Source organism: Streptomyces sp. NPDC017676 (genome assembly GCF_044329325.1).
GTDB lineage: Bacteria > Actinomycetota > Actinomycetes > Streptomycetales > Streptomycetaceae > Streptomyces.
Genome location: NZ_JBIRJA010000036.1, coordinates 16,868 through 30,886, shown reverse-complemented (window position 1 = coordinate 30,886; position 14,019 = coordinate 16,868). Strand labels below are relative to the sequence as shown.

At 68.3% G+C, this 14,019-nt stretch carries 13 protein-coding genes and 5 pseudogenes; 11 read left to right on the top strand and 7 right to left on the bottom strand.

Going from position 1 to position 14,019, the window contains the following annotated elements; translation table 11 throughout:
- Positions 1-141: 141 nt before the first annotated feature.
- The 3 genes from ACH4LD_RS41725 (at position 142) to nhaA (ending at position 3,355) form a co-directional block, all read left to right on the top strand.
- Entirely contained in the window at positions 142-1,212 is a 1,071-nt protein-coding gene (locus tag ACH4LD_RS41725; RefSeq protein WP_398059468.1) for a TerC family protein, read from the top strand.
- A 240-nt stretch (positions 1,213-1,452) separates the two neighbouring features.
- Positions 1,453-1,920: a universal stress protein gene (locus tag ACH4LD_RS41720; RefSeq protein WP_398059466.1), complete on the top strand. Its 468-nt coding sequence runs from the start codon at positions 1,453-1,455 to the stop codon at positions 1,918-1,920.
- A gap of 106 nt (positions 1,921-2,026) precedes the next feature.
- Positions 2,027-3,355 carry a Na+/H+ antiporter NhaA gene (nhaA, locus tag ACH4LD_RS41715; RefSeq protein ID WP_398059464.1) on the top strand — a complete coding sequence of 443 codons (1,329 nt, stop codon included), beginning with the start codon at positions 2,027-2,029 and terminating at the stop codon, positions 3,353-3,355.
- A gap of 325 nt (positions 3,356-3,680) precedes the next feature.
- Here nhaA and ACH4LD_RS41710 read toward each other — a convergent pair whose 3' ends face one another.
- Together ACH4LD_RS41710 and ACH4LD_RS41705 are read right to left on the bottom strand one after the other, a co-directional pair.
- Complete coding sequence (locus tag ACH4LD_RS41710; RefSeq protein WP_398059462.1) at positions 3,681-4,790, bottom strand: SPFH domain-containing protein; 1,110 nt, start codon at positions 4,788-4,790, stop codon at positions 3,681-3,683.
- A 3-nt stretch (positions 4,791-4,793) separates the two neighbouring features.
- Entirely contained in the window at positions 4,794-5,225 is a 432-nt protein-coding gene (locus ACH4LD_RS41705; protein WP_398059460.1) for an NfeD family protein, read from the bottom strand.
- Between the two features lie 211 nt (positions 5,226-5,436).
- Here ACH4LD_RS41705 and ACH4LD_RS41700 point away from each other — a divergent pair.
- Together ACH4LD_RS41700 and ACH4LD_RS41695 are read left to right on the top strand one after the other, a co-directional pair.
- Positions 5,437-5,577, top strand: a pseudogene (locus ACH4LD_RS41700) (hypothetical protein); the annotation flags it as partial.
- Positions 5,574-6,485, top strand: a complete 912-nt coding sequence (locus ACH4LD_RS41695) for an aldo/keto reductase (protein ID WP_398059458.1) — start codon at positions 5,574-5,576, stop codon at positions 6,483-6,485. The pseudogene ACH4LD_RS41700 and the gene ACH4LD_RS41695, both read left to right, overlap by 4 nt.
- Positions 6,486-6,666: 181 nt before the next feature.
- On the opposite strand, the gene ACH4LD_RS41690 is transcribed toward ACH4LD_RS41695, so the two are convergent.
- Positions 6,667-6,843, bottom strand: a complete 177-nt coding sequence (locus ACH4LD_RS41690; protein WP_398059456.1) for a hypothetical protein — start codon at positions 6,841-6,843, stop codon at positions 6,667-6,669.
- A gap of 341 nt (positions 6,844-7,184) precedes the next feature.
- On the opposite strand from ACH4LD_RS41690, the pseudogene ACH4LD_RS41685 reads away from it, so the two are divergent.
- From ACH4LD_RS41685 to ACH4LD_RS41665, 5 genes and pseudogenes are all read left to right on the top strand, one after another.
- Positions 7,185-7,811, top strand: a pseudogene (locus ACH4LD_RS41685) (IS3 family transposase); the annotation flags it as partial.
- 19 nt (positions 7,812-7,830) lie between these two features.
- Complete coding sequence (locus tag ACH4LD_RS41680) at positions 7,831-8,202, top strand: DUF3732 domain-containing protein (protein ID WP_398059454.1); 372 nt, start codon at positions 7,831-7,833, stop codon at positions 8,200-8,202.
- 1,121 nt (positions 8,203-9,323) lie between these two features.
- Entirely contained in the window at positions 9,324-10,070 is a 747-nt protein-coding gene (locus ACH4LD_RS41675) for an IPT/TIG domain-containing protein (RefSeq protein WP_398059452.1), read from the top strand.
- Between the two features lie 258 nt (positions 10,071-10,328).
- Complete coding sequence (locus ACH4LD_RS41670; protein ID WP_398059450.1) at positions 10,329-11,345, top strand: IPT/TIG domain-containing protein; 1,017 nt, start codon at positions 10,329-10,331, stop codon at positions 11,343-11,345.
- A 204-nt stretch (positions 11,346-11,549) separates the two neighbouring features.
- The gene (locus tag ACH4LD_RS41665; RefSeq protein WP_398059448.1) at positions 11,550-12,062 is read left to right on the top strand and encodes an Ig-like domain-containing protein; all 513 of its coding nucleotides are present in this window, start codon (positions 11,550-11,552) and stop codon (positions 12,060-12,062) included.
- Here the strand turns inward: ACH4LD_RS41665 and ACH4LD_RS41660 are convergent.
- Positions 12,040-12,281: pseudogene (locus tag ACH4LD_RS41660) on the bottom strand (transposase); the annotation flags it as partial. The gene ACH4LD_RS41665 and the pseudogene ACH4LD_RS41660 overlap by 23 nt on opposite strands.
- 173 nt (positions 12,282-12,454) lie before the next feature.
- On the opposite strand from ACH4LD_RS41660, the pseudogene ACH4LD_RS41655 reads away from it, so the two are divergent.
- Positions 12,455-12,784, top strand: a pseudogene (locus ACH4LD_RS41655) (transposase family protein); the annotation flags it as partial.
- A gap of 5 nt (positions 12,785-12,789) precedes the next feature.
- On the opposite strand, the pseudogene ACH4LD_RS41650 reads toward ACH4LD_RS41655, so the two are convergent.
- The 3 genes and pseudogenes from ACH4LD_RS41650 to ACH4LD_RS41640 all read right to left on the bottom strand — a co-directional run.
- Positions 12,790-12,939, bottom strand: a pseudogene (locus ACH4LD_RS41650) (IS630 family transposase); the annotation flags it as partial.
- Positions 12,940-13,169: 230 nt separating this feature from the next.
- Positions 13,170-13,466: a hypothetical protein gene (locus ACH4LD_RS41645; RefSeq protein WP_398059446.1), complete on the bottom strand. Its 297-nt coding sequence runs from the start codon at positions 13,464-13,466 to the stop codon at positions 13,170-13,172.
- A 218-nt stretch (positions 13,467-13,684) separates the two neighbouring features.
- Positions 13,685-13,882 (bottom strand): hypothetical protein, encoded by a 198-nt coding sequence (locus tag ACH4LD_RS41640; RefSeq protein WP_398059444.1) that lies wholly within the window; start codon positions 13,880-13,882, stop codon positions 13,685-13,687.
- Between the last annotated feature and the right edge of the window lie 137 nt (positions 13,883-14,019).

Here is a 14,019-nt window from a genome sequence, read left to right as displayed (position 1 = left end):
GACTCTTGAGCGGGCACGTGCTGCTGAGCGCAGAGCCGTTCCGCTCAGCGTCCATGCATCGACACCAGGGAGACAACCCCCGCCACGTGCCCCAGACTCGTAAGAAGACCGCCGGTCGATCACGCTGGAGAGGTCGGAACCGTGCATGACGTGCCGCTGTGGATGTGGATGACGTTCGCCGTCACCGTGCTGGTGTCGTTGGCGGTCGATCTTCTCGCCCACCGGCAGGAACACATTATCGGTTTCCGCGAGGCCGCCGCCTGGAGCGGTGTCTGGGTGGGCCTGGCGATCGTCTTTGGTGGCGTGATCTTCGCGGTGGTCGGCACGACCGCCGGAGTCGAGTACACGACCGCGTGGCTTCTGGAGAAGAGCCTGTCGGTCGACAACCTCTTCGTCTTCGCCTTGATTTTCGGTTATTTCAAGGTGCCGCGCGCCTACCAGCACCGCGTGCTGTTCCTCGGTGTCCTCGGCGCCCTGGTCTTCCGCGGCATCTTCCTCGCCGCCGGTATCGCAGTGGTCAGCCGCTTCACCGCCGTCCTGTTCGTCTTCGCCGCGATCCTCTTCTACAGTACGTACAAGATTCTTAAAGAAGAGGACGACAGCTTCGACCCCGGCAAGAGCTTCGCCGTGAAGCTGCTTCGCAAGGTCGTCCTGGTACGGGACGAATACGCGGGGACCCACTTCTTCGTCAGGGAAGCCGGGAAGCGCGTCGCCACGCCGCTGCTCGCCGTCGTCGCCGCGATCGAAGCCGCCGACCTCGTCTTCGCCGTCGACAGCGTGCCCGCCGTCCTGGCCGTCAGCAGTGACGCCTTCATCGTCTACACCAGCAACGCCTTCGCCATCCTCGGACTGCGCGCTCTGTACTTCATGCTCGCCGGGCTGCTCGACCGCTTCCACTACCTCAGCAAGGGCCTGGCGCTCATCCTCGCCTTCATAGGGGTCAAGCTCATCCTCCAGGCGTCCCATAAAACGATCAGCACCGCCGTTCCAGAAATTCCCTCACCCCTCAGCCTCGCCGTCATCGTCGCCGTTCTCGCCGTTTCCATCGGTCTGAGCATGGCTCGGCCCTCACTGTCCGGCCCCACTGATGACCGATCTCGGACCGATGACGGCACGGCTCCCGCCTCTGCTCCCGCCGAGAATGCCTCTCCTACAGCCGACCGGGATCCACCGGCCAATCCGCACCGCGCCGCCAAGCCCCCCGACACCTGAGACCCCAAGGAACCATCAGAAGATGTTAAACAGATCTCAAAATTTGGTAGGGGTGGCAGAGAAAGGCAACCGCGTCGTCGGGGTAGGTCTGCCGGCACGAACAACCCGCAGACGCCGTTGTGAAACGACACAAGACCATGCGCGTCTGCGTTCCCGCCAGGACCGCAGGCCCGCGCCACAAGATCTCGGGACGGGCACTGTGCTGTAGAGGCCGTCGCGCGCACCAAGGCGGTGAGACTGATGCTGCTGCCCATAGTGGCGGGGGTCGACGGATCAGAAAGCAGCTTGGGAGCGATCGACTGGGCCGCAGACGAAGCGGCACTGCACGGCTTGCCCCTGCGCCTCGTGCACGCCTGCCTGTGGGAGCGCTACGAAGGGCCTTCCTTCATGGAGTCCGCAGGGGTTGCTTCCGAACGCTCCCTCGCCCAGGACATCCTCGGCCACGCCACCGAGCGAGCCCGGCAACGTCACCCGGGTGTGCAGATCGCCGTCGACATCGTTCCCGAGGACGCCGAAGCAGCCTTGTTGCGGGAGGCCCGACGCGCCACCGCCGTCGTAACAGGTTGCCGGGGAAGAGGACCGATCACGGGTGCACTGCTGGGCTCGGTCAGCCGTTCCCTGGCGACGCACGCTTCCTGCACGGTTGTCGTCGTACGCGGCTGCCAAAAGAACCGGCAAGCGGTGGGCCCGCGGTGGATCGGCCGTTAGGGTGAGGGGAAGGCGTCAGAAATGACGCGGGGTGTGCCGGGAAGTCTGGTCGGCGTCTGTCAGGGGCTGTACCGCCCGTTGCCGACAACCGGAGGTGCACACCGACATGGCTGCCACCCCGCGTACGCGTGCGCCCTTTCTCGGTTTTCTTCCCTGGCCCGAGCGGCAGGCTGTGGCCGACGCGTTGCGGACGGAGACGGTCGGCGGCCTGGCGCTGCTGGCCGCGGCCGTGGTGGCCCTGGTGTGGGCGAACAGCCCCTGGAGCGACGCCTATGAAACCGTGCGGGAGTTCCACTTCGGGACAGCGGCCCTGGGGCTCGACCTGAGCGTCGGGCACTGGACCGCCGACGGTCTGCTGACCATCTTCTTCCTGGTCGCGGGCATCGAGCTGAAACGCGAGCTCGTGGTGGGCCAGTTGCGCACCACCGCCACCGCAGCGCTGCCGATGGTGGCGGCCGTCTGCGGCATGGCCATCCCCGCAGCGCTGTACGCCCTGACCGTCGGCACCGGGGGCGGCAGCATGGAAGGCTGGGCGGTTCCGATGGCGACGGACATCGCCTTCGCCCTCGCGGTCCTGGCCGTGATCTCCACCCACCTGCCGTCGGCCCTGCGGGCCTTCCTGCTGACCTTGGCCGTGGTCGACGACCTCGGCGCCATTCTCGTCATCGCCGTCTTCTTCACCTCCCACATCAACGTCTGGGCGCTGCTGGGGGCTGCGGCCGGACTGGTTTTCTTCTACCTGCTGCAGAGGTTCCGGGTAACCGGCTGGTGGTGGTACGTGCCGCTGGGTGTCGCTGTCTGGGCGCTGACGTACAACGGCGGGGTGCACGCCACGGTCACCGGCGTGGTCATGGCGCTGCTGCTACGCACCACACCCGACGAAGGGGAAGAGCACTCGCCCGCCCTGCGGACCGAGCACCTGCTGCGCCCGCTTTCCGCCGGAGTCGCCGTACCGCTGTTCGCCCTCTTCGCCGCCGGCGTCAGCGTCTCCGGCGACGCGCTGAGCCAGGTCTTCACCTCACCAGAGCCGCTCGGGGTGGTCATCGGCCTGGCCGCCGGCAAGGCTCTCGGCATCTTCCTAGGCACTTACCTGGCGGCCCGTTTCACCCGGGCCCAGCTCAACCCGGAGCTCGCTTGGGCCGACGTCTTCGGCCTGTCGACCCTGGCAGGCATCGGCTTCACGGTCGCCCTGCTCATCGGGGAGCTCGCCTTTTCCGGCAGCGCCACCGGCGAGCACGTCAAAGCCGCTGTCCTCGTCGGCTCCCTCATCTCGGCGGCACTCGCCGCTGTACTGCTGCGCCGCCGTAACGTGATCTACCGCCACCTGTCCGAGGAGGAGAACCTCGACGCTGAGGCCGACGGCATCCCGGACACCTACCAACGCACGACCCACACCACCACTACGGCGGAACGGCAGAACAAACAGAAGGGCTGATGACCGCCGACACGGCCCCTGCTCGACCCACTCACGCCTACCGCCTTCGCCACCCCAAGCGCTTGTAGACCTCCTCAACGCCCTGCCCGCACGGGAGCGCACGGCGGTAGCGGACTTCCTCGCCCGCCTCCTCTTCCACACCCTCCCGCACCAGCCCGTCCGCGCCATCGTCGACGTCCTGGACCAGCTCACGTCCCGGCGCGCGACCGGCTCACGCGGCCTGCAGGCCACCACCGGGCTGGACCCTAGCCCAGTGCGCCCAAGCCTTCATCGGACACCCAGACGTCCCTCGTGACGCGACCGTTATCCGGAAGGGCCTATCCGGTCACCTCGCCCGGCGGGACGCGTCGGCGGCAGGGGCTTGACCGGCCGTCCCCTCCCTGCCCCCTGGTGCTTGCGGCGTCTGACGGCCGGCGGTGAAGGGATATGTGTCGGCGTCGGCTTCGGCCGCGTCGGCAAGTGCCTCGGCAGCGGCCTCCGCCGCCTTCGCCGCATCGTCTGCCGCCTGGGTGGCCGCCCTGTCCTCCGCGGACGTCTCCCGGATGGCCGGCGACCGGGGCAGCACCTCGTTGAAGGCGCGGGATACCCCTTGGAGCGCGGAGGTGACCTCGCTGGGGATCACCCAGAAGGTGCTGCCCGCGCCCTGGGCGAGCTGGGGCAGCATCTGCATGTACTGGTAGGCGAGGAGCTTGGGGTCGGGGTCGTTGCGGTGCACGGCCTGGAACACCTCGTCGACGGCTCGGGACTGCCCCTCGGCCTTGAGGATCTCGGCGGTGCGGTTGCCTTCCGCCCTGAGCACTGCCGCCTGCTTGTCCCCTTCGGCGGTAAGGATCTGCGACTGGCGCTGCCCTTCCGCCCCCAGGATCGCCGCCCGCTTGTCGCGCTCGGCGCGCATCTGCTTCTCCATGGCGTCCTTGATGGACTGCGGAGGGTCGATGGCCTTGATCTCCACACGGTTGACCCTCAGCCCCCACTTGCCGGTGGCCTCGTCGAGCACACCACGGAGCTGGTTGTTGATGGTGTCACGGGAGGTAAGGGTCTTCTCCAGGTCCATCGAGCCAACGACGTTGCGCAGGGTGGTGACGGTGAGCTGTTCGACGCCCTGCAGGAAGTCGGCGATCTCGTAGGCGGCCGCCCGTGGATCGGTGACCTGGAAGTACAGCACGGTGTCGATCTCGACAACCAGGTTGTCCTCGGTGATGACCGGCTGTGGCCGGAACGAGACCACCTGTTCCCTCAGGTCGATCACCGGATAGACGCGGTCGACATAGGGGATGACAAGGTTGAGGCCCGGCCTCAGGGTGCGCCGGTAGCGGCCGAGGCGTTCGACGTTGCGGGCCCGCGCCTGCGGCACAATGCGTACCGCCCGCACCACGGTGAACACCGCGAGCGCCGCGAGGATCAGACCGGCTATCACCAGTCCCGTCACGTCCATGACTCACTCCCGGGGGTAGACGACGGCGGTGGCGCCATCGATCTCCATGACGTCGACGGTCGCTCCCTGCGGTATCACCAGCGTCTCGTCGTAGGAGCGGGCCGTCCACTCCTCGCCACCGATGCGGACCCTGCCGCCCAGGCCCGTCACTTCCGACACGACACGGGCGGAGCGACCCACCAGCGCATCCGTGCCGAATCGCTCGGTCTGCGGATTGAGCAGATGGCGCGCTGCGACGGGGCGCACGAACAACAGACTGGTCGCGGCCAGAGCGGTGAAGACCACGAGCTGCAAGGGCGGCGAGAGCCCCAGGGCGGCGGTTCCCGCCGTGACCGCCGCGGCGACGCCGAGGATCCCGAGCGCGGCAGTGAGGGTGAAGATCTCCGCCACCGCCAGCACCCCTGCGGCGATCAACCAGACCAGCCATAGATCCATGGCGCTCTCCCGGCAGGTGCACTCCGCGAAGGACTGAACAAGAAAGTGCACCTTTTGGCACTTCTACCCCTTTTTGCGCGATAACACGCTCGAGCAGGCCGACAAGCCTCAGTGTTCCCGCTTCTGTCGGTACGTCCTGAGGTCGGGGTTGGCGAAGAGGTGGACGTATCCGCAGTACTAGCGATCGCACTTCGCCCTCGAGGCAGAGGCGGTACTGCGTCCGCTGGTCGACGGCCGCGCCGTGGACCTGGCCACTCTCGCCGACACGGCCGGCCTCGCCCTGGAGGACGTCGTCGGGCTGGTCCAGGAGCTCGTCACAGGGCAGGCCGCCGTGGTGGGGAGCCTGTTGTGACAGCGGAGCTCGCTCTGGGCACCTATCGGTGCCGGGCGATCCCGGAGGCGGCTGCCCGTGCGGCCGCCTCCGGCGCGCGGTGGATCGACACCGCCCCGAACTACGCCGCAGGCCGCGCCCAGGACTTGCTGGCTCCGGTCCTGGCCGCCCACCCGTCCCTGCGGGTCTCCACGAAAGCGGGGTACTTCACGGGGGCCACCGGCACCGACGCCGTGAACGCCGGTGTCCTCACCGAGGACCAGGCTGCGGCCGGGCACAGCCTCGCCCCGGACTACGTGCGCTGGCAGGTCCGCCGTAACCGTGAGCAGCTCGGACGTGAGCGGCTCGACCTGGTCATGCTGCACAACCCCGAGCGTGCACACCCCGGCGACCGTCTCGCCCTGCACCAGGCGATGCGGGCCGCCTTCGTGGTCCTGGAGGAGGAGGTGGCGGCCGGGAACGTGGCCGGGTACGGGGTCGCCACGTGGGCGGGTCTGGAAGAAGAGGCGTTCACGGTGGGGGAGCTGCTCGCCCTGGCCGCCGAAGCCGCGGGCGGACAGCACCACCGCCTGGTCGCGGTGCAGCTGCCGGTCAGCCTGGTGATGATGACGCTGATCGTCCAGGCCTTGGACGGCCGGGGTCCGCTCCCGGCCGCCGTGGGTGCGGGGCTGCGGGTGGTGGCCTCCGCGCCGCTGCACGGCGGCGAGCTCCCCGGCATGGTCGACCAGGAGCTCGCCGACCTCATCCGGCCCGGCCTGACCCCCGCACAGGCGTGCCTCCTCACCGTCGCGTCATGTCCAGGAGTGACGGACGTCCTCAACGCGGCCTCCAGTACGCCACACTGGAGGGACGCGGCCGAAGCCGTAGCCCAACCCTCCCTGACCGCCGCCAAGTTGCGGGAGATTACTCATGTACTCGCCTCCCCCTGACCCGGACACCGAACAGCGCATGCGCACCCACCACGCCCGCGCCGCGGAGGCCCTGGACGTCCAGACCGAGCCGGGCGGCGAGTTCTGGGGGTGGGCTGGGCGCACCCTGGGCGCCCCGGCCCGCACCGCCGCCGGCGCCCCGGCGTGGCTGCGGTTGGTGTCCGCCCCGGAGGCCAAGGCGTCAGGGAAGCTGTGGGACGGCGCCCTGGACGCACAGCATGCTTTCGGCGACCTCGACGGGCACCGCCCCGAGCTCCTGGCCGTGCACGATGCCGTCGACGACGGCACCGCCTACCGGGCGGAGCTGTCGGCCCGCGTCGACCAGCCGGTCCTGTCCGACGACCCGATCCTCCAGCACGACCTCCAGCTGCCCGGCTCCTGGTGGGCTGACCTGACCAAGACGCTGGAGAAAATGTCGGCAACTGTCACTGACCGTGTCGCCGTACGTCAGCAGTACATGGACCGGGCCATCCCCGAGTTCGTCGGCATCCCGGCCCCCGCCGTTACCTGCTGGACCACTGCCCACGCTGACCTGCACGGGGCGAACCTCACTGAGCCCCTGCGGCTTCTGGACTGGGAAGGCTGGGGGCAGGCCCCGGAGGGGTTCGACGCCGCCATGCTCTACGCCTACTCGCTGCTCCAGGAGGACGTCGCCACCCGCGTCCGCGACGCCTTCCCCATCCTGGGCAGCCCGCCTGGCGGATCTGTCGGGACAACGGCTGGTGGAGTGCCTTCGGCAAGCGAAGAGGCCGTGGGAAGAACGCCAATGCCGGGCCGCCTGTCCACGATGACCGGGTGCGGCGGGACTTCACCGCGGCCGGGCCGAACCGGCTGTGGCTCACGGACATCACCGAGCACGCGACCGGCGAGGGCAAGCTGTACCTGTGCGCGGTCAAGGACGTGTACTCCGGCCGCATCGTGGGCTATTCCATCGACGCCCGGATGAAATCCAGCCTCGCGGTGAGAGCCCTTGAATCCGCGGTGGCCCGTCGCGGCCGGGTCGCCGGATGCATTGTTCATTCCGATCGCGGGTCGCAGTCCCGCTCACGGAAGTTCGCGTCCGTTCTCGCACGTCACGACCTGGTCGGCTCCATGGGCCGGGTCGGTGCGGCCGGCGACAACGCGGCCATGGAGAGCTTCTTCGCGCTGCTGCAGAAGAACGTCCTCGACCGCCGTACCTGGGCCACCCGACAGGAGCTGCGGATCGCGATCGTCACCTGGATCGAGCGCACCTACCACCGACGCCGACGTCAAAGACGCCTGGCCCGATTGACCCCCGTCGAGTACGAGACCATCATGACCCCACCCGCAGCCCTGGCTGCATAAAACCCGCTGTCACCCGATCATGCAGCAGTCCCGTAGCGCTAAATACCACATCGGCTACCACCTCGTTGCTCACCTGGCCCTGCACACCTATATGCGAAGCAACAGCCGGCCCGTGCCCAGCTTCCTCATGCTTGATCAACCCACGCAGGCGTTCTTCCCAGAGAAACCCCGAGACGCCTCCAAGGTCCAGGACGCCGACTGGGCCACCGTCACTGCCTACTTCACACTCCTCGACGAAGTGGTACAACTCAACAAGGGCGACTTGCAGATCATCGTCAGCGACCACGCAAACCTGCCCGAACCCTGGTTCCAGAACGCTGTGATCGCCAACTGGCGACCCGACGACGAAGGCAACCGGAACGCACTCATCCCCTCCGACTGGACCCCCTGACGAAGACGCAAGTGCGCGTGTGACTGGGTGCCGCATCGCGCAGCATTTGCATGGCCCTGGTGGTGTCCGCCGGGCGGGCACGGTGTCGCCGCAAGTGCCCGCCGTACGGGATCGGCCGTGAAGTTCCGGTATCCCGCCTCACGGGATCGCGCTTTTCCGCAGGTCAGAGCGAGTGTCCCCTGTGGGGATGCTGAGTGTCGCGAAGGTTCAGAGGCGTAACGCGTGGCGGTACTACGTGCGCGGAGTCGCGTTCGGAGACGGCCGCCGACCGGTCGTCGCTGTTCCACCGGCGCGTCACGGAGGACAAGGCCAGTCCCTCGGCCATCGACGGATCGGGCTGCCTGTGCCGCCGGACTTTCTACGACCCCGAGTTTGGGCTGCCCGTCGTCGGCTATCTGACCGGGGCCACCACACCGGGGACCACCTGGCTGTACCGCAACCGGGGTGAGGAGACGCTCGTTGCCCGCTGGTGACGCCGGACAGTGGTGGCCAGATGAAGATCACGATCTACATTTGGAGTAACTACCTTGCCCGTCTCACGCGCTACGCCGATCGGGTGACATCGCGACCGGCTGCTTGAGGCATATGCCATAAGTCTGACTTACTGGCAATGTCCAACCAACGGGCAGCCCGTACCGCTCGGGGGGCGTGGTCCGGGTGGGGCTGTCGCCCTTCACACGTGGGGAGGGTGCAGGTCCGCCGGGGTCATGATGGGCACCCCTGAGGGGGTTGGATCGCCAGTCGGTGCTGCTTGCGCGGTGCCGGCTGGCTTGTTGTGCGGTGCCGGGAGGTTCGGCGGAGGCGTGCGCCGGTGGTACCGAGCACTTCCCGGAACTCACTTCGTCATCCGAATGCGCTGTTCGGTGTCGCCGAACGTCTTGTCAGTAAGGCGTTGGTATGACGTACTTGAAGAAGCGAACCGGTGGGCCGCCCATCCCATTACCGGGGATCACGGCAAAGGGCGGCGTCCGCCGGTTTTTTCTTGTGCGCTCACGAGGAAGCTCCGTTTCCGGCAACACAGTTGAGCCGCCATTCTCCCGTGAGGCCATCCGCGAGGTTCGGCACGGTACTTCCCGGTTCCGCTGCGTCCCCATCCCTTTCTGTCAGCGAGGAGTCTCCTTATGCCCATCTCCCCCAATCAGGGATCCACCGGCGGTGGCACGCTGGTGACCATCACCGGCACGAACCTGTCCGGCACCACCGCCGTCACCTTCGGCACCAAGCCGGCCACCAACATCACCAACGTCTCACCGACCCAGGTCACCGCGGTCTCGCCCTCGGGCACCGGCACCGTCGGGGTGACGGTGACGACCCCGGGCGGCACCAGCAACCCGATTCCGTTCTTCTACGTCGGAGCCCCGTTCAAGTCCACGCTCGGCCCGACCTCCGGCCCTCTGGCGGGCGGCAACACGGTCACGATCAACGGCGTGGGGCTGGCGACGGCCACCAGTGTGTCCTTCGGCGCCAACAGCGCCACGCCGACGGTCGTCTCCGACAACCAGCTCACCGTTGCCGTCCCGGCGGGTGCAGCGGCGGGCCCCGTAGGAGTGAGCGTGACCACCGCGGGAGGGACGAACAACGGCCTGTCCTACACCTACGTGGACGTGCCCGTCGTGACCACCGTCGCGCCGACGTCGGGGCCGACGTCCGGCGGCACCGGTGTGACCATCACCGGAACCAACCTCGGCACCACCGAGTCGGTCACCTTCGACGGCAACCCGGCACCGTTCTCCGTGGTGAACTCCACCACGGTCTCGGCGGTGACCCCGCCTGGAACCGCAGGGGCGGTCGACGTGGTGGTGACCAACCCGGCCGGATCCGACACGGCCGCAGGTGCGTTCACCTACGTCGCGGGTCCCGGCATCTGAGCCAGCCTCCATGCTGCCGCCCGGTCTTCACCGGGCGGCAGCATGCCTCGTGCGGCCGTCGGCGTCCGCACGGCAACCGGCGGCCCCGGGCATCGCCCCTCGGTGCCGTCGCCCGACTCTCCCGTCCTCTGCCTGACCCGCCCCGGGCGGGCGGCCTCATTCTCATCCGTTCGCGCCCCGAACGGGGCGGTTCATCGGCCCGGACCGGCATCCATGTCACCCGGGCGCCTCGCCCCAGGCTGCCCTAGGAGGCTCTACATGCCGCCCACGATCAGCACCATCAATCCCTCGCAAGGGCCCACCACCGGAGGCACCACCGTCACCCTCACCGGTACCGGAATGACGGGGTCCACCGCTGTGCGGTTCGGCAGCACCAACGCCACATCGTTCGTCGTCAATTCGGCCACCCAGATCACGGCCGTCAGCCCGGCTCACACCGCGGGAGCGGCAGCTGTCTCGATCGCCCATCCCACCGGCAACAGCAACTCGGTGACGTTCACGTACATCACGGCGCAGGTGCCGGTAGTCACGGGTGTGACCCCGAGCAGCGGTCCCACCTCGGGCGGCACCACGGTGACCCTCACGGGAACCGGGTTCACCGGGGCCACAACGGTCACCTTCGCGGGGGCTCCGGCCATGTCCTTCTCGGTCAACTCGGCCACCCAGATCACTGCCGTAACTCCAGCCAACAGCGCCGGCGCCGCCGTGGTGGCCGTCACGACACCAGGCGGCACCAGCGCCCCCGACGCCTTTTTCTTCTACGCCGCGCCACCCGTCCTCACCGGTGCCGCCCCCACCCAGAGCCCAACGGCCGGCGGCATTGTGGTCACCCTCGCCGGCAACAATCTGCTCAACGCCAGCGCCGTCCGCTTCGGCACCACCAACGCCCCTTCCTTCACGATCGTGTCTGCAACACAGATCACCGTCACGGCTCCGCCGGGGACAGGGAATTCACCCATCACCGTGGTCACCCCGGGTGGCACAAGCAACCCCGTAGCGTTCACCTATGTGGCCGCTCCCGTCCTGACGGCACTGGCACCCAGCAGCGGCCCCACCTCCGCGGGCACAGTGGTCACTCTCACCGGCACCAACCTCGCCACCGCATCAGCCGTGACCTTCGCTGGCACGGCCGTCGCCTTCAGCGTCGTGTCGGACACCCAGATCACCGCCGTGGCACCCGCGGGAGCCGCAGGCCCGCTCACCGTGACCGTTACTACTGCAGGTGGTACCAGCTCCGGGCTCACCTACACCCGTATGAACGCACCAGGCATCTGACGCCCCGACAGCAACAAGGAGTGGCTGCCGCCTCACAACACTCACCCCGCCCCACGCACCGCTCCCCTATGGCGAGCCCGGCCGCTGATCCAACCGGGTTGGTTGCGGGCGCAGCCTTCCCAGCAGCTAGCGCAGATCCGCCTAGCGTGAAGCTCCACGTGCCCGCACGCTGCGGGCCCGGCGACAGATCAAGGAGCCGAACAGGTGCGCCTCACGCCACGTAAAGGAAAACTCGTCACCGTCGCAGCCCTCGCCGCTGTGCTGGGGCTGGCCTCACCCGCTTGGGCCGTACCCTCGAACACCACGGTGACGGCAACGCCCCAGACCGCCGAGGTAGGCACTCCAGTGCAGCTGGAAGCCACGGTCGATTGTCCCGCCGACCCCACCGGCGGGCTCGGCGTAACATTCTTCGACGGCAGCACCCTGCTCGACACCGTGCCCGTCGGTGCCAACGGCCAGGCCGACTACACCGCCACGTTCACCACCACCGGCACGCACACCATCACCGCCGCCTATAACGGCAACGCACAGTGCGACGCCTCCAACAACACCACGACCATCCAGGTCACATCCGCTCCGACGCCTCCTGGACCGCCCCCCGGCTTCTGCCTCCTCGCCTGCGACGCGCTGATCAATTTCTCCGTCGGCGACATCAACAACACGGTCTACACCACCGGGCAGAAGTACAGAAACCGGATCGAACGGCACTTGCACTGAGGGGCCCTCGACGAAGCGCCGATGCGCCGCGGACACCGAGCTCGTCGAGGACCAGGCGGTGGAGCTTCGCCCCTGGCCTTCGACCACTCCGTGAAGCGCCGGTGAGCTGCCGCTCCCGAACGAGGAGGACGGCAGCCGCTGCCAGGTGCAGCCTGGCGTGGCCACGAATACGATCGCAGCCAGCACCTCTCAGTCACTATGCCGACGCCGACCTCCCCCTGTGAAGTTTCCCCGTGATCTTGGACACTCGATCTCTATGCCGCGAGGGCGTGCTGGTGGCACTGAGCTCTTTCCAACCTGTCCGGCCGGACGGGCGGTTGGGCTGACAGACAGGTGAAGCCCCTGGTAGATGGGTTTTCGACCAAGAAATCCGTCTCCACCAGAGGCTTCTTGTGCTTGTCTACCCGTCCGGTGTTGATGTGTCCAGCTCTGCCCTACGCTTCCTGTCTGCCAAGCTCCGTCAGCGCCGCCGGGAGCTCGGTACCCGCTGGCGGCGCCTGAGTGCCGGCCGACAGGCCCTGCTCACGCTCGCCCATCTCCGCAATGGCCACCCGTATGCTCAGCTCGCGGCCGGGTTCGGGATCGGGACCACGACCGCGTACCGGTACATCACCGAGGCTGTCGAGGTTCTGGCAGCTCTCGCGCCGACCCTTGCGGAGGTCGTCCGCACAGCATCGTCGAAGGCGTTCGTGCTGCTGGACGGCACTCTGCTGCCGATTGAGCCGGCGAGGGGGCGTCCGCCCCAGCGAATGCCCTTCTCACTGCGGACGCGAGCGCGTTCCCGGCGTTGTGCGGCGAGTATGTCGGGGTGGCGGGCGTTGGCATTGCGCCAGCGCAGGTAGGCGTGCAGCGTCCGGGTCTGCACCGTGTGATTCGGATCCACGACCTTGGGGGTCGCGGAAGCCACCCTACGTCGGACTGGTTGAACCGGAGCTGGTCGCCGAGATCATGGTGGACACCGCACTCGAGCGCGGCTCGTGGCGGCACCCGGTGCGCTTCGCCCGGCTCCGGCAGGACGTCGCGGTCACGGACGTCCCGCCTTTCGGCGCGGGCGCCGAGCCCGCCAGCGGCTGCCCCCCGCCCGCCGATCCCCGACGCGGTACGGCGTCACGGGCCGCTGAGGATGTCATGGGTGCCGATGCGGCGCCAGATAACGTGCTGCACGCCCTGGACTATCTCGGGCCCGTACTGCCAGGTCGCCCGCCCGTTGCCGTCCCAGGTCAGCTGGAAGACGCCCGGTGCGCTGCGGACGCCTTTCACGCGGAGGCCGGCGCGGAAACGCCCTCGTCCCGTGCGCAGGTCGTCGACGAAGGCGGCCACGGCCTGGCGGAAGCGGTGGCGCTGCTCGAGGGTGAGGCGGTGGTGGTCGTCGGTGAAGCGGGGCGTGGCCTCGTAGGTGGGCACGGCGAACTCCTTCAGGAAGCACGAAGCCCCCCGGCCGGGCGGCCGGGGGCGATAGCGGCTGTTCGTGTTGAAGGGCGTCGGTGACGTGGTGCGCTCAGTGGTGGGCGGCCGGAGGAGTGTTGCGCTGGTGTGTGCGCGATGGCGTTGGTGTCGGCTGGAGTCGGATTCCGGGGTGGGTGGTGCTCGTGCGGTCGGGGCGCAGCATTCGCACGCCGGAGTCAGCTCTCGTAGCGGGGGCGCATCGCGTCGTAACACTCCTGGGGGCGGGCGGCCTCGCAGCCGTCGCAGTGGTACGGGTGGAAGTCGGTGCGGGCCGGATGGTCCTGTTGGGCGGAGCGGCCGACGCTGCGGAACTCGGGTTGCATCGGTCGCGAGCACAGCGGGCAGGGGTCTGCGTAGATCATTTCGTTCAGCATGCGGCGGACTGTGCACAGGTCGGTGGCTTACTGTCGCGTGCTGAGCGGACGGTCCGCCTGGCGGGCGCTGCGGTAAAGACTTGGTGATGGCCTCCCGCCCGGCGGGAACGACCTCGGATTGCGCTTTTGCGCAGGTC

Coding starts and splice junctions, on each gene's coding strand:
- ACH4LD_RS41705 (WP_398059460.1), bottom strand. CDS start 5,225: ATGGATCTATGGCTGGTCTGGTTGATCGCCGCAGGGGTGCTGGCGGTG.
- ACH4LD_RS41720 (WP_398059466.1), top strand. CDS start 1,453: ATGCTGCTGCCCATAGTGGCGGGGGTCGACGGATCAGAAAGCAGCTTG.
- ACH4LD_RS41710 (WP_398059462.1), bottom strand. CDS start 4,790: ATGGACGTGACGGGACTGGTGATAGCCGGTCTGATCCTCGCGGCGCTC.
- ACH4LD_RS41680 (WP_398059454.1), top strand. CDS start 7,831: ATGCAGCAGTCCCGTAGCGCTAAATACCACATCGGCTACCACCTCGTT.
- nhaA (WP_398059464.1), top strand. CDS start 2,027: ATGGCTGCCACCCCGCGTACGCGTGCGCCCTTTCTCGGTTTTCTTCCC.
- ACH4LD_RS41675 (WP_398059452.1), top strand. CDS start 9,324: ATGCCCATCTCCCCCAATCAGGGATCCACCGGCGGTGGCACGCTGGTG.
- ACH4LD_RS41640 (WP_398059444.1), bottom strand. CDS start 13,882: ATGCTGAACGAAATGATCTACGCAGACCCCTGCCCGCTGTGCTCGCGA.
- ACH4LD_RS41670 (WP_398059450.1), top strand. CDS start 10,329: ATGCCGCCCACGATCAGCACCATCAATCCCTCGCAAGGGCCCACCACC.